The organism is Shigella sonnei (genome assembly GCF_002950395.1).
Taxonomy (GTDB): Bacteria; Pseudomonadota; Gammaproteobacteria; order Enterobacterales; family Enterobacteriaceae; genus ECMA0423.
On record NZ_CP026802.1, the window covers coordinates 484,627 to 510,669 of the forward strand.

The 26,043-nt window shown below is 50.8% G+C and carries 21 protein-coding genes and 3 pseudogenes; 13 read left to right on the top strand and 11 right to left on the bottom strand.

Annotation, left to right across the window (positions count from 1 at the left end; translation table 11 throughout):
• Positions 1–2: 2 nt before the first annotated feature.
• Positions 3–1,142 (bottom strand): UDP-4-amino-4-deoxy-L-arabinose aminotransferase, encoded by a 1,140-nt coding sequence (arnB, locus tag C1P89_RS02635; protein ID WP_001388277.1) that lies wholly within the window; start codon positions 1,140–1,142, stop codon positions 3–5.
• 307 nt (positions 1,143–1,449) lie between these two features.
• Here arnB and ais point away from each other — a divergent pair, with 307 nt between their 5' ends.
• Positions 1,450–2,052, top strand: coding sequence for a lipopolysaccharide core heptose(II)-phosphate phosphatase Ais (gene ais, locus C1P89_RS02640; protein WP_001297077.1), 603 nt, complete (start codon positions 1,450–1,452; stop codon positions 2,050–2,052).
• A gap of 38 nt (positions 2,053–2,090) precedes the next feature.
• Here the strand turns inward: ais and nudI are convergent, their stop codons facing one another.
• Positions 2,091–2,516: a nucleoside triphosphatase NudI gene (nudI, locus tag C1P89_RS02645; protein ID WP_001249889.1), complete on the bottom strand. Its 426-nt coding sequence runs from the start codon at positions 2,514–2,516 to the stop codon at positions 2,091–2,093.
• 278 nt (positions 2,517–2,794) lie between these two features.
• Between nudI and C1P89_RS02650 the strand changes: the two genes are divergently transcribed.
• From C1P89_RS02650 to yfaU, 6 genes are all read left to right on the top strand, one after another.
• Positions 2,795–3,337, top strand: coding sequence for a YfaZ family outer membrane protein (locus tag C1P89_RS02650; RefSeq protein WP_005136693.1), 543 nt, complete (start codon positions 2,795–2,797; stop codon positions 3,335–3,337).
• A gap of 99 nt (positions 3,338–3,436) precedes the next feature.
• Positions 3,437–4,639 carry a nicotinamide mononucleotide deamidase-related protein YfaY gene (locus C1P89_RS02655; RefSeq protein WP_000921634.1) on the top strand — a complete coding sequence of 401 codons (1,203 nt, stop codon included), beginning with the start codon at positions 3,437–3,439 and terminating at the stop codon, positions 4,637–4,639.
• Positions 4,640–4,858: 219 nt separating this feature from the next.
• A complete protein-coding gene (locus C1P89_RS02660; RefSeq protein WP_000894187.1) occupies positions 4,859–5,641 on the top strand; it encodes an IclR family transcriptional regulator in 783 nt (260 codons plus the stop codon).
• Positions 5,642–5,655: 14 nt separating this feature from the next.
• On the top strand, positions 5,656–6,861 hold the full coding sequence (gene rhmD, locus C1P89_RS02665) for an L-rhamnonate dehydratase (RefSeq protein WP_005136694.1): 1,206 nt from the start codon (positions 5,656–5,658) through the stop codon (positions 6,859–6,861).
• A gap of 56 nt (positions 6,862–6,917) precedes the next feature.
• Positions 6,918–8,207, top strand: coding sequence for an MFS transporter (locus C1P89_RS02670; protein WP_001295288.1), 1,290 nt, complete (start codon positions 6,918–6,920; stop codon positions 8,205–8,207).
• 17 nt (positions 8,208–8,224) lie between these two features.
• Positions 8,225–9,028, top strand: coding sequence for a 2-keto-3-deoxy-L-rhamnonate aldolase (gene yfaU, locus C1P89_RS02675; RefSeq protein ID WP_000992988.1), 804 nt, complete (start codon positions 8,225–8,227; stop codon positions 9,026–9,028).
• Positions 9,029–9,068: 40 nt separating this feature from the next.
• On the opposite strand, the gene C1P89_RS02680 is transcribed toward yfaU, so the two are convergent.
• From C1P89_RS02680 to glpA, 4 genes are all read right to left on the bottom strand, one after another.
• A complete protein-coding gene (locus C1P89_RS02680) occupies positions 9,069–9,971 on the bottom strand; it encodes an ISNCY family transposase (RefSeq protein WP_000140562.1) in 903 nt (300 codons plus the stop codon).
• A gap of 192 nt (positions 9,972–10,163) precedes the next feature.
• Complete coding sequence (glpC, locus tag C1P89_RS02685; protein WP_001000356.1) at positions 10,164–11,354, bottom strand: anaerobic glycerol-3-phosphate dehydrogenase subunit GlpC; 1,191 nt, start codon at positions 11,352–11,354, stop codon at positions 10,164–10,166.
• The gene (gene glpB, locus C1P89_RS02690; RefSeq protein ID WP_001209921.1) at positions 11,351–12,610 is read right to left on the bottom strand and encodes a glycerol-3-phosphate dehydrogenase subunit GlpB; all 1,260 of its coding nucleotides are present in this window, start codon (positions 12,608–12,610) and stop codon (positions 11,351–11,353) included. Before glpB ends, glpC begins: the two co-directional genes overlap by 4 nt.
• On the bottom strand, positions 12,600–14,228 hold the full coding sequence (gene glpA / locus C1P89_RS02695) for an anaerobic glycerol-3-phosphate dehydrogenase subunit A (protein ID WP_000857257.1): 1,629 nt from the start codon (positions 14,226–14,228) through the stop codon (positions 12,600–12,602). The genes glpB and glpA overlap by 11 nt, the downstream gene beginning before the upstream one ends.
• A 272-nt stretch (positions 14,229–14,500) precedes the next feature.
• Between glpA and glpT the strand changes: the two genes are divergently transcribed.
• On the top strand, positions 14,501–15,859 hold the full coding sequence (gene glpT / locus C1P89_RS02700; RefSeq protein WP_000948732.1) for a glycerol-3-phosphate transporter: 1,359 nt from the start codon (positions 14,501–14,503) through the stop codon (positions 15,857–15,859).
• 4 nt (positions 15,860–15,863) lie between these two features.
• On the top strand, positions 15,864–16,940 hold the full coding sequence (gene glpQ, locus C1P89_RS02705; RefSeq protein ID WP_000768972.1) for a glycerophosphodiester phosphodiesterase: 1,077 nt from the start codon (positions 15,864–15,866) through the stop codon (positions 16,938–16,940).
• Positions 16,941–16,981: 41 nt separating this feature from the next.
• Here the strand turns inward: glpQ and C1P89_RS02710 are convergent.
• Positions 16,982–17,224: pseudogene (locus tag C1P89_RS02710) on the bottom strand (LysR family transcriptional regulator); the annotation flags it as partial.
• 176 nt (positions 17,225–17,400) lie between these two features.
• Here C1P89_RS02710 and C1P89_RS02715 point away from each other — a divergent pair.
• Positions 17,401–18,432, top strand: coding sequence for an IS630-like element IS630 family transposase (locus tag C1P89_RS02715; RefSeq protein ID WP_005136263.1), 1,032 nt, complete (start codon positions 17,401–17,403; stop codon positions 18,430–18,432).
• A gap of 125 nt (positions 18,433–18,557) precedes the next feature.
• Positions 18,558–19,207 (top strand): annotated as a pseudogene (gene inaA / locus C1P89_RS02720) (lipopolysaccharide kinase InaA).
• Between the two features lie 53 nt (positions 19,208–19,260).
• Here the strand turns inward: inaA and yfaE are convergent.
• The 3 genes from yfaE to nrdA all read right to left on the bottom strand — a co-directional run bounded on the left by yfaE (position 19,261) and on the right by nrdA (position 23,164).
• On the bottom strand, positions 19,261–19,515 hold the full coding sequence (gene yfaE / locus C1P89_RS02725; RefSeq protein WP_000135040.1) for a ferredoxin-like diferric-tyrosyl radical cofactor maintenance protein YfaE: 255 nt from the start codon (positions 19,513–19,515) through the stop codon (positions 19,261–19,263).
• On the bottom strand, positions 19,515–20,645 hold the full coding sequence (gene nrdB / locus C1P89_RS02730) for a class Ia ribonucleoside-diphosphate reductase subunit beta (protein ID WP_000332036.1): 1,131 nt from the start codon (positions 20,643–20,645) through the stop codon (positions 19,515–19,517). Before nrdB ends, yfaE begins: the two co-directional genes overlap by 1 nt.
• A gap of 233 nt (positions 20,646–20,878) precedes the next feature.
• Complete coding sequence (gene nrdA, locus C1P89_RS02735) at positions 20,879–23,164, bottom strand: class 1a ribonucleoside-diphosphate reductase subunit alpha (RefSeq protein ID WP_001075164.1); 2,286 nt, start codon at positions 23,162–23,164, stop codon at positions 20,879–20,881.
• Between the two features lie 127 nt (positions 23,165–23,291).
• Here nrdA and ypaB point away from each other — a divergent pair, with 127 nt between their 5' ends.
• Both ypaB and C1P89_RS02740 read left to right on the top strand, forming a co-directional pair.
• Positions 23,292–23,435: a protein YpaB gene (ypaB, locus tag C1P89_RS26230; protein ID WP_001753443.1), complete on the top strand. Its 144-nt coding sequence runs from the start codon at positions 23,292–23,294 to the stop codon at positions 23,433–23,435.
• Between the two features lie 424 nt (positions 23,436–23,859).
• Positions 23,860–24,768: pseudogene (locus C1P89_RS02740) on the top strand (AIDA-I family autotransporter YfaL); the annotation flags it as partial.
• 10 nt (positions 24,769–24,778) lie between these two features.
• On the opposite strand, the gene C1P89_RS02745 reads toward C1P89_RS02740, so the two are convergent.
• Positions 24,779–26,007 (bottom strand): IS3-like element IS2 family transposase gene (locus C1P89_RS02745; protein ID WP_088895425.1). Its coding sequence is split into 2 segments (ribosomal slippage): positions 24,779–25,692 and positions 25,692–26,007, totalling 1,230 coding nucleotides; the frame shifts between segments, so codons are not numbered across the junction.
• Positions 26,008–26,043: the final 36 nt, after the last annotated feature.

The following is a 26,043-nucleotide window of genomic DNA, read 5'->3' on the forward strand; positions in this document are numbered from 1 at the left end:
GCTTATTGTCCTGCGAGTTGCTGAAGGGCTGTGATGACACGGTCGGCATCGGCGGTAGTCATATCCGGGAACAGCGGCAAAGAACAGATGCGTTCGCTATTCCATTCGGTATTCGGTAACGACAGCGTGGGAAAACGCTCGCGATAATATTTTTGTGTGTGAGCGGCGCGGAAATGTAACCCGGTACCAATGCCTCTTTCTTTTAACGCTTCCATCAACGCATCGCGACTGATACCACAACGTTGTTCATCGACACGAATAATAAACAGATGCCAGGCGTGAACGTGCGGCCAGGCGGGAAGGCTTAATGGCTGAAAGGGGAGAGCTGCCAGTGCTTGCTGATATTGCTGGGCAATTTCGCGCCGACGGGTGTTGAGGTGCTCTAATTTTGCTAACTGTGTCAGGGCAATCGCGGCGTTAATATCGGTCAGATTGTACTTATAGCCCGGTGTTAAGACTTCAGCCTGCGGTGCACGGCCCCAGGTTTGTCTGTCATAGGCATCGACACCCAGACCGTGAAATTTCAGCATCCGTAGCTGGCGGGCAAGGTTTTCATTATCAGTTACAATCAGGCCACCTTCCGCACAGGTAATATTTTTAATGGCATGAAATGAAAAAATAGCGGTACCTTTTGCGCCAATATGTCGCCCTTTGTAATACGTACCGACGGCATGGGCAGCATCTTCGATAACTGCGATGCCGTAACGTTCGCCAATGGCGCGAATGGCGTCAATATCTGCTGGCGCACCGGCATAATGCACCGGAATGATGGCTTTAGTGCGTGGCGTAATGGCTGACTCGATCGCTTCAGGCGTGACCATCAGCGTATCGCGGTCGACATCCACCATTACCGGCGTTGCACCCAACAAGGAAATCATATTGAGGGTTGAAACCCAGGTCAGGGAAGGCGTAATCACTTCATCGCCCTTGCCAATTTCCAACGCCATTAGCGTGATATGCATTCCGGCGGTGGCTGAACTGACCGCGATGGCATGCTGATTTCCCGTCAACTGGCAAAAGGCTTGCTCAAGCGCCTGATTCTTCGGACCGGTTGTGATCCAACCGGATTCGAGAACCTCTTTAACTGCAGCGAGTTCCTCCACGCCCATTGCTGGTCGCGAAAAAGGCAAAAATTCTGACATTGCTTTTCCTTCCGCCATTGAATACCTGTCCACTTATATTTGCTATAAAGAGTGTTGTGTATATTTTGCCATTTGGAGCGAAATTTTAAGGATAGAATATTAACTTAACCTTAAGAAACTAATATTAGACGTAAATATTGAAATTTTTATATTTTTTCTTATTTAGGCTTTGCATTTGGCAAAATTTTGAGGCATTTTGCCGACATCGTAGGATTTTTAATATTACACCAACTGCTAATTATCGCCAGAAATGTCGCTCAATTTCACGGTAATTGTCTGGTTGCGCTTGTCTATAGGTGGAGTTTACGTGTTAGCTTTTTGCCGCTCATCATTGAAGTCAAAAAAATATTTCATCATTTTACTGGCGCTCGCTGCAATTGCCGGACTGGGTACTCATGCCGCCTGGAGTAGCAATGGTTTGCCACGTATCGACAATAAAACATTGGCCAGACTGGCACAGCAGCACCCGGTTGTCGTTTTGTTTCGCCATGCTGAACGTTGCGATCGTTCAACCAATCAATGCTTGTCAGATAAAACAGGTATTACGGTTAAAGGTACCCAGGATGCCCGTGAACTGGGCAACGCTTTTAGCGCTGACATCCCTGATTTCGATCTTTATTCCAGTAATACCGTCCGGACCATTCAGTCGGCGACCTGGTTTTCCGCGGGTAAAAAACTGACGGTAGATAAACGACTTCTTCAGTGCGGTAATGAGATTTATAGTGCAATTAAGGACTTACAAAGCAAAGCGCCTGATAAAAATATCGTTATTTTCACCCATAATCATTGCCTGACATATATTGCTAAAAATAAGCGTGATGCGACATTTAAACCTGATTATCTGGATGGTTTAGTCATGCATGTGGAAAAAGGCAAAGTTTATCTGGATGGGGAATTCGTTAACCACTAAATTTTCAATCTGACAGCCAGTGATGGCTGTCATCATTGTTAAAGAAGACCTTTCAAACGTAACGTTTTTCGGGTGGCAACATTTAAATCATAATGCACCAGATCTTCAGGTTTTACCCACGCGTAGTCCTGAAACTCTTCGTTTATTTTCACTTCTCGGTTGGCAGAAACGCAGTCAAAAATCAGGTAAATCATATAAATCTCTTCCTTGCGACCATCTGCATACGTCTTGGTGCGAATATCATCGCTGAAGGTCCACGGCGTGATTTCTGTCAAAAGCAGCTGTTCTCCCAGTTCTTCGCGAATTTCGCGGCGTAGTGCCTCTTCAATTCGTTCGCCAGACTCCACGCCGCCACCCGAAAGCGCCCATTGACCGGGGAAAACGCCGCGATCGTCGGCCATTTTGCACAGCAAATAAGCACCATCATTTTGAATCAAAGGGCATACAATAGTCCGTTGTCGCACAGGGGTATTCCTTATAAATAAAAAGAAACCATGAGAATACGGTAACTCAGAAATATGTGAAAGTGACAGTAATCTCTTTTGCGATGATAACTGCACTTATTATTATTTTTGTGTGTATCGGTAAAGTGTGTTTATTTTTTCGGCGTTTAATTATTTAAGAAGTATTTAGTTACAATAAGTGACTAGATCCCTTTTTTCGCTCATTGAATCCTCTGTGCCAGGCAGTACAATCCCGCAGCTTTGGGAATTTTGATTAATTGCTTGTGGGAAAGGGGATAATGAAAAAAATTGCGCTAGCAGGTCTGGCCGGAATGCTGTTGGTTTCTGCATCGGTCAATGCAATGAGCATCAGCGGTCAGGCGGGTAAAGAATACACCAATATTGGTGTCGGTTTTGGGACTGAATCGACGGGCCTGGCGTTAAGCGGTAACTGGACACATAACGACGACGACGGTGACGTCGCTGGCGTGGGGCTGGGGTTGAATCTGCCTCTCGGGCCGTTAATGGCGACCGTTGGCGGAAAAGGCGTTTACACCAACCCGAATTACGGCGATGAAGGTTATGCCGCAGCGGTAGGAGGTGGTTTGCAGTGGAAAATTGGCAACAGCTTCCGTTTGTTTGGCGAGTATTACTACTCTCCGGATTCACTCTCCAGCGGTATTAAAAGTTATGAGGAAGCGAATGCTGGCGCGCGTTACACCATTATGCATCCAGTCAGTATTGAGGCGGGTTATCGCTACCTGAATCTGTCGGGTAAAGACGGTAACCGCGACAACGCCGTGGCTGACGGCCCGTATGTTGGGGTTAACGCCAGTTTCTGATCCCTTCCGGCGCGGCATTCTGTCGCGCCATTCAGTTTCTTACTACGCCTTATCTCCCTTTGCGTTATAGTGATTCGATAACAAAAGCAGGAGATAACCATGTTAAAAGTGGAAATGTTATCCACCGGGGATGAAGTGTTACACGGGCAAATCGTTGACACTAACGCTGCCTGGCTGGCCGATTTTTTCTTTCATCAGGGGTTGCCATTATCTCGCCGCAATACGGTGGGGGATAACCTTGATGACTTAGTCACCATTCTTCGCGAACGTAGTCAGCACGCCGATGTGCTGATCGTTAACGGCGGGCTGGGACCGACCAGTGATGATTTAAGTGCACTCGCCGCTGCGACAGCAAAAGGTGAAGGCCTGGTGCTGCATGAAGCCTGGCTCAAAGAGATGGAACGCTATTTCCACGAACGTGGACGAGTAATGGCACCGAGCAACCGTAAACAAGCGGAGCTGCCTGCCAGTGCTGAATTTATCAATAACCCGGTAGGCACCGCCTGTGGTTTTGCCGTGCGGCTTAATCGTTGCCTGATGTTCTTTACTCCCGGCGTACCGTCAGAATTTAAGGTGATGGTCGAGCACGAAATCCTGCCGCGCCTGCGCGAGCGTTTTTCTTTACCACAGTCGCCGGTTTGTCTGCGTTTAACTACCTTTGGTCGTTCGGAAAGCGATCTGGCACAAAGCCTGGACACTCTACAACTGCCGCCGGGTGTAACAATGGGCTATCGCTCCTCAATGCCGATCATCGAACTGAAACTCACCGGACCGGCAAGCGAGCAACAGGCGATGGAAAAACTGTGGCTGGACGTTAAACGTGTTGCCGGACAGAGCGTGATTTTCGAAGGCACCGAAGGACTGCCCGCGCAGATCAGTCGCGAATTGCAAAACCGCCAGTTCAGCCTGACGTTGAGCGAGCAATTCACCGGTGGTTTATTGGCTTTGCAACTTTCTCGCGCAGGTGCTCCATTGCTGGCGTGTGAAGTGGTTCCTTCACAGGAAGAAACCCTGGCGCAAACTGCGCACTGGATTACAGAACGGCGGGCCAACCATTTTGCCGGGCTGGCACTGGCTGTTTCGGGTTTCGAGAACGAGCATCTCAACTTTGCGCTAGCCACGCCAGACGGCACTTTCGCTCTGCGTGTGCGTTTCAGCACTACACGCTACAGCCTGGCTATCCGTCAGGAAGTGTGCGCAATGATGGCACTGAATATGCTGCGCCGTTGGTTAAACGGCCAGGATATCGCCAGTGAGCATGGCTGGATTGAGGTTGTTGAGTCCATGACCTTATCTGTCTGATTCCGCCACTCTGTGCCGGTTTACTGCACCGGCACATTCCCCCTCCGGCAAAACTTGTCCAACCTGTTGTACTCAATAAGAAAAAATCCGTGCACTGATTCACAAATTTGTGCGTAATTTCTCCAGTCCGCTGGACGAGGAGCGGGATTTGATGCGCTTCACAATTTTACTCCCCCTGAGCAACGAGACTGATTCCAGTATCTAAGACTGGAGTCCAGTATGTTGGAATCAAGCAAAGTTCCCGCCCTGACACGGGCTATTGATATTCTCAATTTGATTGCCCGCATTGGCCCCTGTAGTGCTGCGACGATCATTGACACATTGGGAATCCCTAAAAGCACGGCCTATTTGCTGCTTAATGAACTCAGGCGTCAGCGTTTTCTTAGCCTTGATCACCAGGAAAATTTTTGTTTGTGGACCAGGCTGGTGGAGCTTTCTGGTCATGCGTTAAGCAAGATGGATCTCCGGGAACTGGCTCGACCGCGTTTGACGCAACTGATGGATACCACCGGGCTGTTATGTCACCTGGGGATTATTGATAACGGCAGCGCTTATTACATTTTAAAAGTGGAGTCATCAGCCACTATCAGCGTGCGTTCCCATGAAGGAAAAAGCCTTTCGCTTTATCGCTCCGGAATAGGTAAATGCCTGCTTGCCTGGCAACCTGCAGCGGTACAGCAAAGTATTATCGAAGGGCTGGTCTGGGAGCAGGCGACACCCACAACGATTACTCATCCACAGCAACTTCACGAAGAACTGGCGCGTATTCGCCGTCAGGGCTGGAGCTATGACAACGGCGAAGATTACCCCGATGTCCGTTGTGTCGCTGCGCCGGTGTTTAACGCCAATAACGAGCTTACCGCTGCGATCTCGGTGGTCGGTACCCGCTTACAAATCAATGAAGAATACCGTGATTATCTGGCGGGCAAGGCCATTGCCTGCGCCAGGGATATTTCACGTCTGTTGGGATGGAAAAGTCCCTTTGACTTACAGGCCTCATAACAATGGAGAACATCATGACCCTACCAAAAATCAAACAGGTTCGCGCCTGGTTTACTGGCGGTGCGACAGCAGAAAAAGGTGCTGGCGGCGGTGATTATCACGACCAGGGGGCGAATCACTGGATTGACGATCATATTGCCACCCCGATGAGTAAATACCGCGATTACGAGCAGTCACGCCAGTCATTTGGCATTAACGTTCTTGGCACGTTGATTGTTGAAGTCGAAGCAGAAAACGGCCAGACCGGATTCGCTGTTTCGACAGCCGGTGAAATGGGCTGTTTTATTGTCGAAAAACATCTTAACCGTTTCATTGAGGGTAAATGTGTCAGTGATATCAAACTGATCCATGATCAAATGCTCAATGCCACCCTGTATTACTCCGGCTCTGGTGGCCTGGTGATGAACACGATTTCCTGTGTCGATCTGGCTCTGTGGGATCTGTTCGGCAAAGTGGTCGGGCTTCCGGTTTATAAACTTTTAGGCGGCGCAGTTCGTGATGAGATTCAGTTCTACGCCACAGGCGCGCGTCCGGATCTGGCAAAAGAGATGGGCTTTATCGGTGGCAAAATGCCGACGCACTGGGGGCCACATGATGGCGATGCGGGGATCCGCAAAGATGCCGTTATGGTCGCGGATATGCGTGAAAAATGCGGTGAGGATTTCTGGTTAATGCTCGACTGCTGGATGAGTCAGGACGTGAACTATGCCACCAAACTGGCCCACGCTTGCGCGCCCTATAACCTGAAATGGATCGAAGAGTGCCTGCCGCCACAGCAGTATGAAGGTTATCGCGAACTGAAACGCAACGCGCCAGTCGGAATGATGGTCACCAGCGGTGAGCACCACGGCACACTGCAATCTTTTCGTACGCTTTCAGAAACCGGTATCGACATTATGCAGCCGGATGTTGGCTGGTGCGGTGGTTTAACCACGCTGGTGGAAATTGCCGCAATCGCCAAATCCAGGGGGCAACTGGTGGTGCCGCACGGTTCGTCTGTTTACTCTCACCATGCGGTGATCACCTTCACCAATACGCCATTCAGCGAATTCCTGATGACCAGCCCGGATTGTTCAACGATGCGTCCGCAGTTTGACCCGATTCTGCTCAATGAGCCGGTTCCGGTGAATGGTCGTATTCATAAATCAGTGCTTGATAAACCCGGTTTTGGCGTCGAACTCAATCGTGACTGCAATTTGAAACGCCCCTACAGCCACTAATCACTCCGGGCGTTGCTGTGACAACGGTAACGCCCACATATTCTAAGGAGCTTTTTATGAGCACCGCTTTGCTTGACGCCGTGGTGAAGAAAAACCGTGTGCGTTTAATTCCGTTTATGTTGGCGCTGTATGTGCTGGCGTTTCTCGACCGTTCGAATATCGGTTTTGCCAAACAGACCTACCAGATTGATACCGGGTTGAGTAATGAAGCTTATGCGCTGGGAGCAGGCATTTTCTTTGTGGTATATGCGTTTCTGGGTGTTCCGGCGAATCTTTTGATGCGCAAACTGGGGGCCAGAACCTGGATTGGTACGACAACACTGCTGTGGGGATTTCTTTCGGCAGCCATGGCATGGGCCGATACTGAAGCGAAATTTCTGATAGTTCGCACTCTGCTTGGTGCTGCGGAGGCCGGATTTTTCCCTGGTATGATTTATCTCACCTCGCAATGGTTTCCGCAGCGTAATCGCGCCAGCATTATGGGGCTGTTCTATATGGGCGCACCGCTGGCGTTAACACTGGGATCACCGCTTTCCGGCGCGCTGTTGGAGATGCATGGATTTATGGGGCATCCCGGCTGGTTCTGGATGTTTGTGATTGAAGGATTGTTGGCAGTCGGTGCTGGGGTATTCACATTCTTTTGGCTTGATGACACACCGGAGCAGGCACGTTTTCTGAGTAAACAAGAAAAAACGTTGCTTATCAATCAACTGGCAAGTGAAGAACAACAGAAAGTGACTTCTCGGCTGAGCGATGCGCTGCGTAATGGCCGAGTCTGGCAACTAGCGATTATCTACCTGACCATTCAGGTGGCGGTTTACGGATTAATTTTCTTCCTGCCGACCCAGGTTGCGGCATTGCTGGGAACAAAAGTGGGCTTTACAGCGTCGGTGGTCACCGCCATTCCGTGGGTTGCGGCCTTGTTTGGGACCTGGCTTATTCCGCGCTATTCCGATAAAACCGGCGAACGGCGTAATGTCGCAGCGCTGACATTACTGGCGGCGGGCATTGGTATTGGTCTGTCCGGGCTGCTTTCTCCAGTAATGGCGATCGTAGCGCTGTGTGTTGCAGCTATCGGGTTTATTGCCGTGCAGCCGGTGTTCTGGACGATGCCGACACAACTGCTTTCCGGTACGGCGCTGGCTGCGGGGATTGGTTTTGTAAACCTGTTTGGTGCAGTGGGCGGGTTTATTGCCCCGATCCTGCGCGTGAAAGCAGAAACGTTATTTGCCAGCGATGCGGCAGGATTACTGACACTGGCAGCGGTGGCGGTCATCGGTTCGCTGATTATTTTCACTCTGCGTGTAAATCGTACTGTTGCGCAGACCGACGTGGCACATCATTAAATAGGTTAAGGAACACGATGAACGCATTATTAACCAATCCCTTTAAAGAACGTTTACGCAAGGGCGAAGTGCAAATTGGTCTGTGGTTAAGCTCGACTACTTCTTATATGGCAGAAATTGCCGCTACTTCCGGTTATGACTGGTTGCTGATTGACGGGGAGCACGCGCCAAACACCATTCAGGATCTTTATCACCAGCTACAGGCGGTAGCGCCCTATGCCAGCCAACCCGTGATCCGTCCGGTGGAAGGCAGTAAATCGCTGATTAAACAAGTTCTGGATATTGGCGCGCAAACTCTATTGATCCCGATGGTCGATACTGCCGATCAGGCTCGTCAGGTGGCGTCTGCCACGCGCTATCCTCCCTACGGTGAGCGTGGTGTTGGGGCCAGTGTGGCACGGGCTGCGCGCTGGGGACGCATTGAGAATTACATGGCGCAAGTCAACGATTCGCTTTGTCTGTTAGTGCAGGTGGAAAGTAAAACGGCACTGGATAACCTGGACGAGATCCTCGACGTCGAAGGGATTGATGGCGTGTTTATTGGACCAGCGGATCTTTCTGCGTCGTTGGGCTACCCGGATAACGCCGGGCACCCGGAAGTGCAGCGAATTATTGAAACCAGCATTCGGCGGATCCGTGCTGCGGGTAAAGCGGCTGGTTTTCTGGCTGTGGCTCCTGATATGGCGCAGCAATGCCTGGCGTGGGGAGCGAACTTTGTCGCTGTTGGCGTTGACACGATGCTCTACAGCGATGCCCTGGATCAACGACTGGCGATGTTTAAATCAGGCAAAAATGGGCCACGCATAAAAGGTAGTTATTGATATCAAAGGCCCATGGGGATCGGCTGTGGGCCTGTGTTAATTAGTGGTTATTCGCTGCCAGATCGGCTTCGCTTAGCTGGGTGGCCGCGAGCACCTGGTCACGATCAATGCCCTGTTCCAGCATGCGCAAAGCAATTTTAATGGCTTGTTCATGCATACCTTCCTGCCAGCCAATTTGGTGTCCTTCCTGCCGTAGCCGCTCAGCAATAGTCATCAATCTCTCCTTTTGTAGTGGTGAACGTTCGGAAATCTCCTCAATAAAACGGGTGAAACGGGAGGTATCGCCGCATTGCAGCAGATAATTAAACAGTGTTTGTAGCTGGCTGTCATTAGTGAAGCCTTTAACCAAAAGCGTGGTGATCCTGTCGACCATACCGATTAAATCGCGGTCGCGAATATGCTTTTGAATCAGTTCAAGCAGAGCTATACGCCGATGTTGCATGATCTCATCGTCAGGTACGATGGTGATATCCACCAACGGAAAAGCTTCGGTGTACAACTGCCGGGCAAGTTGCGGATCGTCAAACTCATCCAGCCAGTTAAGTGAGTACGGGTAGGGCGATGTTTCGCCATGATAAAACAGCAATGGCACCACCAGCGGAACTCTGTCATAGCCTTTATCCAGGTGACGCTGCATGGCGGCAGTGGCATAGCGCATTAGCCGAAAAGCCATATTCTTTTCTGCAGAGCTTTGATGTTCAATCACGCAGTAGATATAGCCGTCACCGTCGCTGGTTTCCACGGACCACAAAACATCCGAGTAGTAAGCGCGTAAACTTTTTTCAATAAAACTAGTGGGTTCCAGGCGTAAGGTTTGCAGGTTGCAAAGCTTGCGCAGTGGTTCTGGCAAATGTATTTCGAGAAAATCCCGTGCGGTTTCGGGTGTGAACATAAAGGTTTTAAATACCGCATCATGCGGGGAGGAGGTTGTTGATTCGGTCATGGTTGTCCGTCACCTGATATTTATGATGACGCGACATTACGGTTATCCCAGGCCTTTGACATCTGCCAGTTTCAGCCTTTGCGAGACGTTTTCAGAGGAATTTTCACTGCGTTGCAACGCATACATTGGGCACGGAATCGTGTACGCAAAAATGCCCGGTAACCACATGCTTACCGGGCATCAGAAAGGAGTTTAAGCCAGCGCCTGGGCCAGTAGCGTAATCGGATGTTCGCAGCGAAGACTTGTGGACATCTCAATCTGCCATTTACAGGTTTCGCAGTCGGTGACCACCAGATCTGCGCCGCTTTCTTCTATCTGGCGGAACAGTGGTGCGCCGATGGCTTGTGAGGTGGGGTAGTTCTCTTTTTTGAAACCGTAAGTACCCGCAATACCGCAGCACTGGGAATCCAGCACCGTTAACTCAAGCCCCGGGATTTTACGCAACAGCTCCAGGGTGTAGAGCGTCCAGCCCATTTTTTCCATATGGCACGGAGTGTGATAAACCACTTTCAGCGGCAGCGGTTTCAGCGGTAACGTTTTGCCTTCGTCCAGCTTGCGCCACAGCCAGCGGGTTGCCAGTTCGATATGATCGCGCAAGCCTTTGTTGTCGACATTCAGCACTTCCGGGTATTCGTCGCGCAGGGCAAATGTACAGGTTGAGGAGGTGGCAATCACCGGAATGCCTTTTACTCCCACAGCTTCGCGGATCGACTCTACATTCGTAATTGCCTGTTTGCGTGCTTTATCGGTAAAGCCGTTGGCGATTAGCGGTACGCCGCAGCATTTTTCTTTGCTGAGCAGTTGTACACCGATACCCATTGCGTTGAGCACTTTAATTAAATCTTTACCTAACTGCGGATGGTTGTAGTTAACGAAGCAGCCGTGAAAGAAAGCGACCTGGTCTTTATATTGTGCTTGCTGAGCCGCTATGCTGCGATACCAGCGACGGAACGTGCCGAAGGAGTATTTCGGTAGCGTGCGACGATGATCGATTTTTAACGCCGCATCAAGCAGCTGCCGCACCGGTTTCAGCGAGGTAGCGGTGTTGACGATTGGTGCGAACGGCGTGGAAACGCTACCCATCAGGTCGGTATGACTCAACACAAAATTACGCAGCGACGGGCGCGTGGTGTCATATTTTGCCCGCGCGCGCTGGATAATATCGCCAATCTTCACATCGGACGGGCAGGCGACTTCACAACGTTTGCAGTTGATGCAATATTTCAGCGCCTCGTCATACAGTGCGCCATCTTTCAAACGCAGACGCTCGCCATCCGGCCCGGCTTGTTTTGGCCCTGGATAACCGGGATTCACCCGGCTCACCGGGCAGGCGGTGGTGCAGACGGTGCACTTAATGCAGTTTTCGAAGCTGGTGTCGTTCATTGTTGGCCTCCTGCGCGTTGGGCAATCTGTTGAGCGGCATGTAAAGCACTGACGGCACAAACACCGCCGCCGCATCCCTGGGCGATGGGATCAAATCCGCCCAGCACCGAACCGATGGCAAACAGGTTCTCAATGGTTTGCCCTGCCTGCGACGGGCGTAGCGTCTCATCAGTGGTTACACCGAACTGCTGCCACGGTTGCGGCGCAAAAAAATCGCCCTTATACCATTCACCCCGCGTGGCGGTTTGTAGCACATCAAGGCCGAGAATCGGCTCGCGAATGCCGTTACGTTCCGCTACCAGTCCGCCACTAAAGAAACTGCCGCTGGCGAGAACCGCGAAACGTGGACGTAGCGGAATATCGGCGTGATTGCGGGTCCAGATTTCATTCACTACGCCATTTTTACAGGTCACTTTTTTCACTTCATCGCCCGGCATCCACACGCCACCCTGGCGCACAAACTGGCGCTGTAACTGGTTTTGCAGACGAATGCCCAGCACGGAAGGCGGCAGCGTTGGCAAAAGCATCAGTGAACAAGGTAGTTTTTCATTCAACCAACGCCACAGTTTGTCATCGGCCAGGCCGAAGCAGGCGGGCATCAGGATCATTTCGCAGGTATTGGCGACAGGAATAAGCGCATCAAGTAACAGCGGCCAGTTTTCTTCATTATCAAGGAAACGGGCGATATTCACCGCGCGAAATTCGGTGGCGTTATTGCGCAGGACATCCAGTTCCGGCAGCTCTATTTCTGCGGTTTCAACCGAAAGATCCAGTTCGCGCAACGAAGCCGCCGCAAGATGCGCCTGGAAATCCATCAGCCCGCTTATCCCCACTACACATATCTTCTTCGCGGGTAGCGGCCAGACGGGAACTTCTGGCGAACTTAACCAGGTTGCACGCAAAGTGCCGAGCGGGGTAACGCGCTGATGGGCCAGTTCCACGCTGCCCTGCAATTGCGCACCGCTTTCAGCGATCAATGCCTGCGCCTGGCAAGCGAGATCGAGCACGCGTTGTGGTTCGAGAAGACTGTAAGGATGGGCTGGTGCCTGCTGACGCAAAGATTCCAGTCCACTGTGAATGTCTGTCACCGGTTGACCATCAGGCAGATGGCTCAGCAAATCCAGCGAACCGGATGAGAAATGCAGCGCGCTTTGACCACGCGTGACAATGGCACAGCGCAGGCCGTGTTTTTGCAGTTGCAGGCCACAGAGTAATCCGGCGAGGCCGCCGCCCATAATGACAGTATCAAAGCGCATCTTTCTGCTCCTTCTCCAGACCACACAGTCCCTGATAAACCCAGCGGGTAAATTCGCTTTCGCGCAGTGCATCTCCCCAGGCGATGGGTTGCACGCCTTTCCAGCGTTCGTTAAGGAAGGTGGAAAGTTGCTCGATAGATTGCGCGGACGTCGTGACGTTAAAACGTTGCAGCAGTCCGGCAGCGCGGCAGGCGCAGAGTTCGCCCTGGCAGGTACCCATCCCCACACGGGTACGACGGCGTAAATCCAGCAGGCTATTAACGTTTAAATTTTCTACCGCGTACTGCACTTCACCCGCTGTTACCGCTTCGCACTCACATACCAGGCTACGGTGCAGACGACCTTCGCTCAGCCAGGCAGGCGTGCGATCGCCATGACGATAAACCGCAGAACCGCGCAGCGGGGCAGGCAGGGAGATGACTTTACGCAAGGTAACTTCAGCGGGTTCCTGTGAACCAGGAAGTGCCAGATCGGCGGTCGTACAGGGGCGCGTGTTGCCCAGTTTGCGGCACACGGCGTCGGTAGCCCATTCAGCCATCAGCCGATAGGTCATCAGTTTGCCACCGGTGATGGTGATAAATCCGTCCAGACCATCGCGTTCAGCATGGTCGAGCAGCACGATGCCACGGCTGACGTTACGTCCGCTCGGGTCGTCATCGCTGGCAACCAGCGGGCGCACGCCAGAATAGGCCCGCAAAATGCGCGTTTTCGCCATCACGGGGGCCAGTTTTTCCCCTTCACGCAGCAGAATATCAACCTCTTCTGCCGTCACTCGATTATCGTCAATCTCGTTGTAATCAATACGTAAAGAGGTGGTGCCAATCAGCGAAATGGTATCGCCAGGCACCAGAATATCGGCGTCGGAAGGTTTACGGCAGCGGTTGATCACATGCTGGTTAATGCGGTGATCCATGATCAGCAGCGATCCTTTCGCCGGGAACATGCGAATGCGCAGATCGGCATATTCGGCAATGTGTTGCCCCCAGATCCCGGCGGCATTAACCACGACAGGCGCATGAAGGGCCTGAGTTTCGCCGGTGAGATGGTTACGTACACGAACACCGCACACCGTCGCGCCTTCACGAATCAGTCCCGTGACTTCATGAGCGGTAAGGATAACGGCACCGTGTTCTTTGGCATCCAGCATGTTTGCTGCGGTCAGACGAAATGGATCAACGGTGCCATCCGGAACTTTCACCGCGCCAATCAATGCCGGGTTAACGGCAGGTTCGATAATGCGCGCTTGCTGCGGGTCTATAGCTTCTGCGCTGATCCCTGCTTCTTCGCAGGCGCGAATAAAAGTGGCCTGGAAGGAGAGGTCATCTTCCGGCAGGGTAATAAACAGGCCGTTGGTTGGTTCAACGCAGTGACGTGCAATGCGTTTCAGGATCTGGTTTTCACTAATGCATTCGCGGGCCGATTCCGCATCGGTTACCGCATAGCGCGCACCGCTGTGTAGCAGGCCGTGGTTACGCCCGGTGGCACCGGTTGCGATGTCGTGGCGCTCAACCAAAATCACGCGCAGCCCGCGCAGGGCACAGTCGCGGGCAATCCCGGCTCCCGTTGCGCCGCCGCCAATGATAATCACGTCACTTGATTGCGAGTCGCGAGTTTTCATTGTTATCCCTCTGAAGTTCGTTTTTTACCATTTAGCCATAGTAAAAACATGAATTGTTTGATTTCGCGCATATTCGCTCATGATTCGAAAGTGAAACGTGATTTCATGCGTCATTTTGAACATTTTGTAAATCTTATTTAATAATGTGTGCGGCAATTCACATTTAATTTATGAATGTTTTCTTAACATCGCGGCAACTCAAGAAACGGCAGGTTCTCTCACTGAATCAGGCTGTTAATCATAAATAAGACCACGGGCCACGGAGGCTATCAATGTTGAGTATTTTTAAACCAGCGCCACACAAAGCGCGCTTACCTGCCGCGGAGATCGATCCGACTTATCGTCGATTGCGCTGGCAAATTTTCCTGGGGATATTCTTTGGCTATGCGGCTTACTATTTGGTTCGTAAGAACTTTGCGCTTGCTATGCCTTATCTGGTTGAGCAGGGATTCTCACGCGGTGATTTAGGTTTTGCCCTTTCGGGGATCTCGATTGCTTATGGATTTTCGAAATTCATCATGGGTTCGGTATCGGATCGCTCGAATCCGCGCGTTTTCCTGCCCGCAGGTTTGATTCTGGCGGCGGCAGTGATGTTGTTTATGGGCTTTGTGCCATGGGCGACGTCGAGCATTGCGGTGATGTTTGTACTGTTGTTCCTCTGCGGTTGGTTCCAGGGGATGGGGTGGCCGCCGTGTGGTCGTACTATGGTGCACTGGTGGTCGCAGAAAGAACGTGGCGGCATTGTGTCAGTGTGGAACTGTGCGCACAACGTCGGTGGTGGTATTCCGCCGCTGCTGTTCCTGCTGGGGATGGCCTGGTTCAATGACTGGCATGCGGCGCTCTATATGCCTGCTTTCTGCGCCATTCTGGTGGCATTATTCGCCTTTGCGATGATGCGCGATACCCCGCAATCCTGTGGCTTGCCGCCGATCGAAGAGTACAAAAATGATTATCCGGACGACTATAACGAAAAAGCGGAACAGGAGCTGACGGCGAAGCAAATCTTCATGCAGTACGTACTGCCGAACAAACTGCTGTGGTATATCGCCATCGCCAACGTGTTCGTTTATCTGCTGCGTTACGGCATCCTCGACTGGTCACCGACTTATCTGAAAGAGGTTAAGCATTTCGCGCTGGATAAATCCTCCTGGGCCTACTTCCTTTATGAATATGCAGGTATTCCGGGCACTCTGCTGTGCGGCTGGATGTCGGATAAAGTCTTCCGTGGCAACCGTGGGGCAACCGGCGTTTTCTTTATGACACTGGTGACCATCGCGACTATCGTTTACTGGATGAACCCGGCAGGTAACCCAACCGTCGATATGATTTGTATGATTGTTATCGGCTTCCTGATCTACGGTCCTGTGATGCTGATCGGTCTGCATGCGCTGGAACTGGCACCGAAAAAAGCGGCAGGTACGGCAGCGGGCTTTACCGGGCTGTTTGGTTACCTGGGCGGTTCGGTGGCGGCGAGCGCGATTGTTGGCTACACCGTGGACTTCTTCGGCTGGGATGGCGGCTTTATGGTAATGATTGGCGGCAGCATTCTGGCGGTTATCTTGTTGATTGTTGTGATGATTGGCGAAAAACGTCGCCATGAACAATTACTGCAAAAACGCAACGGAGGCTAATGGCATGAAATTGAAGCTGAAAAACCTTAGCATGGCGATCATGATGAGCACTATAGTCATGGGAAGCAGTGCAATGGCGGCGGACAGCAACGAAAAAATAGTCATCGCCCATCGCGGTGCCAGTGGATATTTGCCGGAGCATACGCTGCCAGCAAAAGCGATGGCGTATGCGCAGGGAGCGGATTATCTGGAACAGGATTTGGTGATGACCAAAGACGACCATCTGGTTGTTCTGCATGACCATTATCTCGATCGTGTTACTGATGTTGCCGATCGTTTCCCGGATCGGGCGCGCAAAGACGGTCGTTACTACGCGATAGATTTCACGCTGGATGAAATTAAGTCGCTGAAATTTACCGAAGGTTTCGATATTGAAAACGGTAAAAAAGTACAGACTTATCCGGGGCGTTTCCCAATGGGTAAGTCCGACTTCCGGGGGCACACCTTTGAAGAAGAGATTGAATTTGTTCAGGGGTTAAATCACTCTACCGGGAAAAATATCGGTATCTATCCAGAAATCAAAGCGCCGTGGTTCCATCATCAGGAAGGGAAGGATATTGCGGCAAAAACGCTGGAAGTGCTGAAGAAATATGGTTACACCGGTAAGGACGATAAAGTTTATTTGCAATGTTTTGATGCTGATGAGCTGAAGCGTATTAAGAATGAGCTGGAACCTAAAATGGGCATGGATCTCAATCTGGTACAGCTGATTGCCTATACCGACTGGAATGAAACGCAGCAGAAACAGCCGGACGGAAGCTGGGTTAATTACAGCTATGACTGGATGTTTAAGCCAGGTGCCATGAAGCAAGTCGCGGAATATGCCGACGGTATCGGGCCGGATTACCATATGTTGATTGAGGAAACATCGCAGCCGGGTAATATCAAACTCACTGGCATGGTGCAAGATGCTCAGCAGAATAAACTGGTAGTGCATCCTTATACCGTGCGGTCGGATAAACTGCCTGAATACACTACTGATGTGAATCAGTTATATGATGCTCTGTATAACAAAGCGGGTGTAAATGGGCTGTTTACTGATTTCCCTGATAAGGCAGTAAAATTCCTTAATAAAGAGTAATGCTACTGCAGGATGGCGTTCATGCGCCATCCTGTCTCATATCAAATTTTTCCAATCGCCACTAATTGTTCCATGCACATTTGTAGTAAAAACAGTGGACTGCCTTCTACCGGCTTTTCTTTAGCCAACAACGAAATCTGTCGATAGAAGGTTGGTTCGTGAGGAACGGAACACAATTCACCTGCAATGGTTTTCAGCGTTAACTCTGGTAATAAGGCGATGCCTAATCCCTGTCGAATAAAATTCATCGCTGTATCCACCTGATTAAATTCACATTTTATCTGCTGGGCGCACTATTAGTGGTCGTGGCTGGTGGAATCTATGCGCTGCAAATGAAGGGCAAAAGCGGTGTCACACTAAATAGCTGCGCGGAATAGTAGATCACTTTGAGGGAACTTAGCCCGGATTGTGCGATCTGATCAATCGCCAAATCAAAACAAATCACCAACCGGACTGAGCAATGCCGATCATAGCACCAATTTCCCGTGACGAACGACGCCTGATGCAGAAAGCCATCCATAAAACACACGATAAAAATTATGCCCGCAGACTGACTGCCATGCTGATGCTGCACCGGGGCGACCGTGTCAGCGACGTTGCCAGAACGCTCTGCTGCGCCCGTTCCTCTGTTGGACGCTGGATTAACTGGTTCACGCAGTCGGGTGTTGAGGGACTGAAATCATTACCTGCCGGGCGTGCCCGTCGCTGGCCGTTTGAGCATATCTGCACACTGTTACGTGAGCTGGTAAAACATTCTCCCGGCGACTTTGGCTACCAGCGTTCACGCTGGAGTACAGAACTGCTGGCAATAAAAATCAATGAGATAACCGGTTGCCAGTTAAATGCCGGAACCGTTCGCCGCTGGTTGCCGTCTGCGGGGATTGTGTGGCGAAGGGCTGCGCCAACTCTGCGTATCCGTGACCCGCATAAAGATGAAAAGATGGCAGCAATCCATAAAGCACTGGACGAATGCAGCGCAGAGCATCCGGTCTTTTATGAAGATGAAGTGGATATCCATCTTAATCCCAAAATCGGTGCGGACTGGCAACTGCGCGGACAGCAAAAACGGGTGGTCACGCCGGGACAGAATGAAAAATATTATCTGGCCGGAGCGCTGCACAGCGGGACAGGTAAAGTCAGCTGTGTGGGCGGCAACAGCAAAAGTTCGGCGCTGTTCATCAGCCTGCTGAAGCGGCTTAAAGCGACATACCGTCGGGCGAAAACCATCACGCTGATCGTGGACAACTACATTATCCACAAAAGCCGGGAAACACAGAGCTGGCTGAAGGAGAACCCGAAGTTCAGGGTCATTTATCAGCCGGTTTACTCGCCATGGGTGAATCATGTTGAACGGCTATGGCAGGCACTTCACGACACAATAACGCGTAATCATCAGTGCAGCTCAATGTGGCAACTGTTGAAAAAAGTTCGCCATTTTATGGAAACCGTCAGCCCATTCCCCGGAGGCAAACATGGGCTGGCAAAAGTGTAGCGGTATTAAGCGCAGCTATTTAGTAGCGGCAAAAGAAATTCATTAATACGACACGTTTCATTAAGATTTTCCTCAGGTAACCACCTATAGTCATTGTCGTTAATAAAAATGACAGGCGATAGGGTATGGCAGTTTCAGCAAAGTACGACGAATTTAATCACTGGTGGGCAACAGAGGGCGACTGGGTTGAAGAGCCTAACTATCGCCGTAATGGTATGAGCGGGGTGCAATGCGTCGAGCGCAACGGCAAAAAGCTGTATGTAAAGCGCATGACGCATCATCTGTTTCATTCCGTACGTTATCCGTTCGGCCGACCAACGATTGTCCGTGAGGTTGCGGTAATTAAAGAACTGGAACGGGCCGGTGTCATCGTGCCGAAGATCGTTTTTGGTGAAGCGGTGAAAATTGAGGGTGAATGGCGCGCGTTGCTGGTGACTGAAGATATGGCGGGGTTCATCAGCATTGCTGACTGGTATGCCCGGCATGCAGTATCGCCCTATTCTGACGAAGTACGGCAAGCCATGTTGAAAGCAGTGGCGCTGGCGTTTAAGAAAATGCATAGCGTTAATCGTCAGCATGGCTGTTGTTATGTTCGCCATATCTATGTGAAAACAGAAGGTAAAGCAGAAGCTGGTTTTCTTGACCTGGAGAAAAGTCGTCGCCGCTTGCGTCGCAATAAAGCGATTAATCATGACTTCCGCCAGCTGGAAAATATCTGGAGCCAATCCCCAAAGCGGACTGGGAGCAGGTGAAAGCGTATTACTACGCCATGTAATCGTTGTAGGCCAGATAAGACGTATAAGCGTTGTATCTGGCACTACAACCAATTCACATCTCGATTTCAATATCGCCTTTTGCCCGGCAACAACAGGGCAAAATTTCCCCCGGCTGAATAAAGGCTAACGGTTCGGCAATCCAGTCCACCTGACCTGCGACCAGTCGGGTGCGACAGGAGCCGCAGTAACCTTCGCGGCACTGGTACTCAACCGCAACATTGTGGGATTCCAGCGCCGCCAGAAGGGAAGGGTGTTCATCCTGGCACAGCAGTTGTGTGCCAGTGATGCGCAGGGTAACGCGGGCCATCAGAGCTGGAAGTTACTCAAATCGTCGGTGTCCACTTCCGCGTCAATCTGCCCGACCAGATAAGAACTGACTTCCACTTCCTGCGGAGCAACCTGCACGTTATCAGACACCAGCCAGGTGTTGATCCACGGGATCGGGTTGGAGCGCGTCTGGAACGGCAGATCCAAACCGACTGCCTGCATGCGGATATTGGTGATGTATTCAACGTACTGGCAGAGAATATCTTTATTCAGACCAATCATCGAACCGTCACGGAACAGATAATCCGCCCAGTCTTTCTCTTGCTGTGCCGCCTGGACAAACAGGTCATAGCACTCCTGCTTACATTCTTCGGCAATTTCCGCCATCTCCGGATCATCCGCGCCGCTGCGCAGCAGATTCAGCATATGCTGAGTACCGGTCAGGTGCAGGGCTTCATCGCGGGCAATCAGGCGAATAATCTTGGCGTTACCTTCCATCAGTTCGCGTTCTGCAAAGGCAAAGGAACAAGCAAAGCTGACGTAGAAGCGGATCGCTTCCAGCGCGTTAACGCTCATCAGGCAGAGATACAGTTTTTTCTTCAGCTCGCGCAGGCTAACGGTTACGGTTTTACCGTTAACGGTGTGGGTGCCTTCGCCCAGAAGGTGCCAGTAGCTGGTCATTTCGATCAGTTCATCGTAATAGCTGGAGATCCCTTCCGCACGTTTCTGGATCTGCTCGTTGGTGACGATATCGTCAAACACAACAGACGGATCGTTAACGATATTACGAATGATATGAGTATAGGAACGGGAATGAATCGTTTCTGAGAACGCCCAGGTTTCGACCCAGGTTTCCAGTTCCGGAATAGAAATAAGCGGCAATAGCGCCACGTTCGGGCTACGACCCTGAATGGAATCCAGCAGCGTCTGATATTTCAGGTTGCTGATAAAGATGTGTTTTTCGTGCTCCGGCAGCGCCTGGTAATCTATACGGTCGCGGGAGACGTCAACTTCTTCCGGACGCCAGAAGAAAGAGAGCTGCTTTTCGATCAGCTTTTCGAAGATGTCATATTTTTGCTGATCGTAGCGAGCCACGTTGACCGGCTGACCAAAGAACATCGGTTCTTTGAGCTGATCATTTTTCGTCTGTGAAAAGGTGGTATATGCCATGAGTGTGTCCTGTTGGGAGTTTAATGCCGGATAAGGCATTTTACGCCGCATCCTGTGCCTGATGCGACGCTGGCGCGTCTTATCAGGCCTACAAATCCGAGCCGTAGGCCGGATAAGGCGTTCACGCTGCATCCGGCACCCGGAGCCTGATGCGACGCTGGCGCGTCTTATCAGGCCTACAAACCGAGCCGTAGGCCGGATAAGGCGTTTACGCCGCATCCGGCATCTCAATATCAGATCTTACATGCGCCGCTTTCGCAGCCATCGTCCTGGATTGACGGTACCAGATCGTCCTGCGCGTCTTCAGCGCCGTCACGGGTGTTCTGATAATACAGCGTTTTGACCCCGAATTTGTAGGCGGTGAGCAGGTCTTTCAGCAACTGCTGCATCGGCACTTTTCCTGACGGGAAACGTGACGGATCGTAGTTGGTGTTAGCAGAGATCGACTGATCGATAAATTTCTGCATGATACCTACCAGTTGCAGGTAGCCATCGTTACCCGGCATTTCCCACAGCAGCTCATAGGCGTCGTGCAGGTGCTCGTAGTCCGGCACCACCTGGCGCAAAATACCGTCTTTCGACGCTTTGATGCTGACGTAACCGCGCGGCGGTTCAATACCGTTAGTGGCGTTAGAGATCTGCGAAGAGGTCTCGGACGGCATCAGGGCAGAAAGCGTAGAGTTACGCAGGCCGTGCGTTTTGATTGATTCACGCAATGCTTCCCAGTCGTAATGCAGCGGCTCATTAGCGATGGTATCCAGATCTTTCTTATAGGTATCGATCGGCAGGATCCCTTTCGCGTAAGTGGTTTCGTTAAACCACGGGCACGCGCCTTGCTCTTTCGCCAGCTCATTAGAGGCTTTCAGCAGGTAATACTGAATGGCTTCGAAGGTTTTATGCGTCAGGTTGTTGGCGCTGCCGTCGGAGTAGCGTTTACCGTGCTTCGCCAGGTAGTAAGCGAAGTTGATCACACCAATACCCAGCGTACGACGACCCATCGCTCCACGTTTGGCGGCCGGGATCGGGTAATCCTGATAATCCAGCAGCGCGTCAAGTGCACGAACCGCCAGAATTGCCAGCTCTTCCAGTTCATCCAGGTTATTAATTGCGCCCAGGTTGAAAGCAGACAGCGTACACAGCGCGATTTCACCGTTCTCGTCGTTGACGTCGTTCAGCGGTTTGGTCGGCAGGGCTATCTCCAGGCACAGGTTAGACTGACGCACTGGCGCGATGGCCGGATCAAACGGGCTATGGGTATTGCAGTGGTCAACGTTCTGAATATAGATACGACCGGTAGACGCACGTTCCTGCATCATCAGCGAGAACAGCTCAACGGCTTTCACACGCTGCTTGCGGATGCTGTCGTCTTTCTCATATTTGGTATACAGACGTTCAAACTCTTCCTGATCGGCGAAGAACGCGTCGTACAGCCCCGGTACGTCGGACGGGCTGAACAGGGTGATATCTTCACCTTTCAGCAGACGGGTATACATCAGTTTGTTGATTTGTACCCCGTAGTCCATATGACGCACGCGGTTGCCTTCCACACCACGGTTGTTTTTCAACACCAGCAGGCTTTCCACTTCCAGATGCCACATCGGGTAGAACAGCGTTGCCGCACCGCCGCGCACACCGCCCTGAGAGCAGGATTTCACCGCTGTCTGGAAATGTTTGTAGAACGGAATGCAGCCGGTATGGAACGCTTCACCACCGCGAATCGGGCTACCCAGCGCACGAATACGCCCGGCGTTGATGCCGATCCCGGCACGCTGGGAAACGTATTTAACAATCGCGCTGGAGGTGGCGTTGATGGAATCCAGGCTGTCACCGCACTCGATCAGTACGCAGGAGCTGAACTGACGAGTCGGGGTACGCACGCCGGACATGATTGGCGTCGGCAGCGAAATTTTAAATGTGGAAACCGCGTCGTAAAAACGCTTCACATATTGCAGGCGCGTTTCACGCGGGTAGTTCGAGAACAGGCACGCGGCAACCAGAATATAAAGGAACTGGGCGCTCTCATAGATTTCGCCGGTCACGCGGTTCTGTACCAGATATTTGCCTTCCAGCTGCTTAACGGCAGCATAAGAGAAGGTCATATCACGGTCGTGATCGATAAACGTGTCCATCTGCTTGAACTCTTCTTCCGTGTAGTCTTCCAGCAGATGATTATCGTATTTGCCCATCTCGACCATTTTCACCACGTGGTCGTACAGCGCAGGCGGCTCAAACTGGCCGTAGGCTTTTTTACGCAGGTGGAAGATCGCCAGGCGCGCGGCGAGATACTGATAATCCGGCGCATCACGGGAGATCAGGTCTGCGGCAGCCTTGATAATGGTTTCGTGGATGTCAGAGGTCTTGATACCGTCATAAAACTGAATGTGGGAGCGCAGCTCGACCTGGGAAATCGAAACGTTATGCAGTCCTTCTGCCGCCCAATCCAGAACGCGATGGATTTTGTCGAGATTGATGCGCTCTGTGCTACCGTCGCGCTTTGTCACCAGCAGATTCTGATTCATGTATGTCGTACCTGTTTTTGGAATTCTTTCCGCAATAGTTTCATGCAGACTACCTGTAGTAAGGGAAGCTGCTTAGAACACTATATATAGGGGGTATGTTTGGGATTCACTGCAAGATAGTGTGAAAATGACCCTCTTGCAAGTGCATAACTTTGTGGATAACTCAGGAAGGAAAAAGTGGCTTTCGCGCACCTTAGGTCAGACAAGGTGTCCGGGAAAGTCAATGGGAAGAGAAAAATTTGTTAAAAATAACTGTTCGGCGATTTCTTGAACGGCAGAATAGGTTGGATAAATTGATATAGATGGTTTATTAATCTTTTTGTTAATGATTGCAAAAATTGATCTAAGCACGAGTCATCACATAATCTGATGTATCAGTTGTGGTCAATATATAAGCGAATGTAAGCGATTGTTGATGTCGAAATGGTTGTTTTCTATTCGGTTATTGTTAAATGCGAAGCCATTTTGTTAATTTACCTTATATTATAAGAAAATTATTCATTACTATAATTTAGTTTAAATATAACTGGTATCCCTTAAGGTTATTAACTTGAATTATGACGCACTGATATTATTCATCAAATAATAACAAAATAGCCATTGCATCGGGTTGGACAATTTACAAAAGAAAGATAACCCATATTGTATAATGCGTTTAAATATGCCGTCTTATATAAAATGATGGTCAGATTAATATGCGGATTATCTTTCTACGCAAGGAGTATTTATCTCTACTCCCGTCAATGATTGCATCTCTTTTCTCTGCTAACGGTGTCGCGGCGGCCATTGATTTATGCCAGGGATATGATATCAAAGCGAGTTGTCACGCCAGCAGGCAAAGCCTTTCAGGCATTACGCAGGACTGGAGTATCGCCGATGGGCAATGGCTGGTTTTTTCGGATATGACCAATAATGCCAGCGGTGGGGCCGTATTTTTGCAACAAGGAGCGGAATTTACATTATCACCAGAAAACGAAACTGGAATGACTCTGTTTGCCAATAACACCGTTACAGGAGAATATTATAACGGCGGGGCCATATTTGCTAAAGAAAACTCAACGCTGAATCTTACTGATGTCATTTTTTCCGGTAACGTCGCAGGCGGCTATGGTGGCGCAATCTATTCTTCTGGTACTAACGATACTGGTGCCGTCGATTTAAGTGTCACTAACGCCATGTTTCGCAATAATATCGCTAATGATGGCAAAGGTGGCGCAATTTATACCATTAATAATGACGTCTATTTAAGTGATGTTATTTTTGATAACAACCAGGCATATACATCAACAAGTTACAGTGATGGCGATGGCGGGGCAATCGATGTTACCGATAATAATAGCGACAGCAAGCATCCTCCAGGTTATACGATAATAAATAACACTGCCTTTACAAATAACACTGCCGAAGGTTATGGCGGGGCGATATATACCAATAGCGCGACGGCTCCCTATCTTATTGATATTTCTGTTGATGACAGCTACAGCCAGAACGGCGGCGTGTTAGTGGATGAGAACAACAGCGCAGCAGGCTATGGAGATGGTCCTTCCACTGCGGCGGGTGGCTTTATGTATCTCGGCTTAAGTGAAGTTACCTTTGATATTGCTGGATTTGCCCCTATATTTCCAGACATCTGTTATCACTTAACCCATTACAAGCCCGCTGCCGCAGATATTCCCGTGGCGAGCGATAACCCAGCGCACTATGCGGATGCCATTCGTTATAATGCTCGAACGCCTCTGCAAGGTTCTTTGCTGCCGTTAACCCGTCTGGTTTGGGCATGATACTGATGTAGTCACGCTTTATCGTTTTCACGAAGCTCTCTGCTATTCCGTTACTCTCCGGACTCCGCACCGCCGTGTTCTTCGGTTCAAGTCCCAACATCCGGGCGAACTGGCGTGTTTCATTAGCCCGGTAGCATGAACCATTATCCGTCAGCCACTCCACTGGAGACGACGGAAGATCGTTGCCGAAGCGGCGTTCCACCGCTCCCAGCATGACGTCCTGTACTGTTTCACTGTTGAAGCCGCCGGTAGTCACCGCCCAGTGCAGTGCCTCACGATCACAGCAGTCCAGCGCGAACGTGACACGCAGTCTCTCTCCGTTATCACAGCAGAACTCGAACCCGTCAGAGCACCATCGCTGATTACTTTCTTTCACGGCCACTCTGCCTGTATGTGCCCGTTTCGATGGCGGTACAGCAGGTTTTCGCTCAAGCAACAGCGCATTCTGGCGCATGATCCGGTAAACACGTTTGGCATTGATCGCAGGCATACCATCAAGTTCTGCCTGTCTGCGAAGCAGCGCCCATACCCGACGATAACCATACGTGGGCAGCTCTCCGATAACATGGTGTATACGGAGAAGCACATCCGTATCATCAGTGTGACGACTGCGGCGGCCATCCATCCAGTCATCGGTTCGTCTGAGAATGACGTGCAACTGCGCACGCGACACCCGGAGACAACGGCTGACTAAGCTTACTCCCCATCCCCGGGCAATAAGGGCGCGTGCGCTATCCACTTTTTTGCCCGTCCATATTCAACGGCTTCTTTGAGGAGTTCATTTTCCATCGTTTTCTTGCCGAGCAGGCGCTGGAGTTCTTTAATCTGCTTCATGGCGGCAGCAAGTTCAGAGGCAGGAACAACCTGTTCTCCGGCGGCCACAGCAGTAAGACTTCCTTCCTGGTATTGCTTACGCCAGAGAAATAACTGGCTGGCTGCTACACCATGTTGCCGGGCAACGAGGGAGACCGTCATCCCCGGTTCAAAGCTCTGCTGAACAATTGCGATCTTTTCCTGTGTGGTACGCCGTCTGCGTTTCTCCGGCCCTAAGACATCAATCATCTGTACTCCAATGACTAGTCTAAAAACTAGTATTAA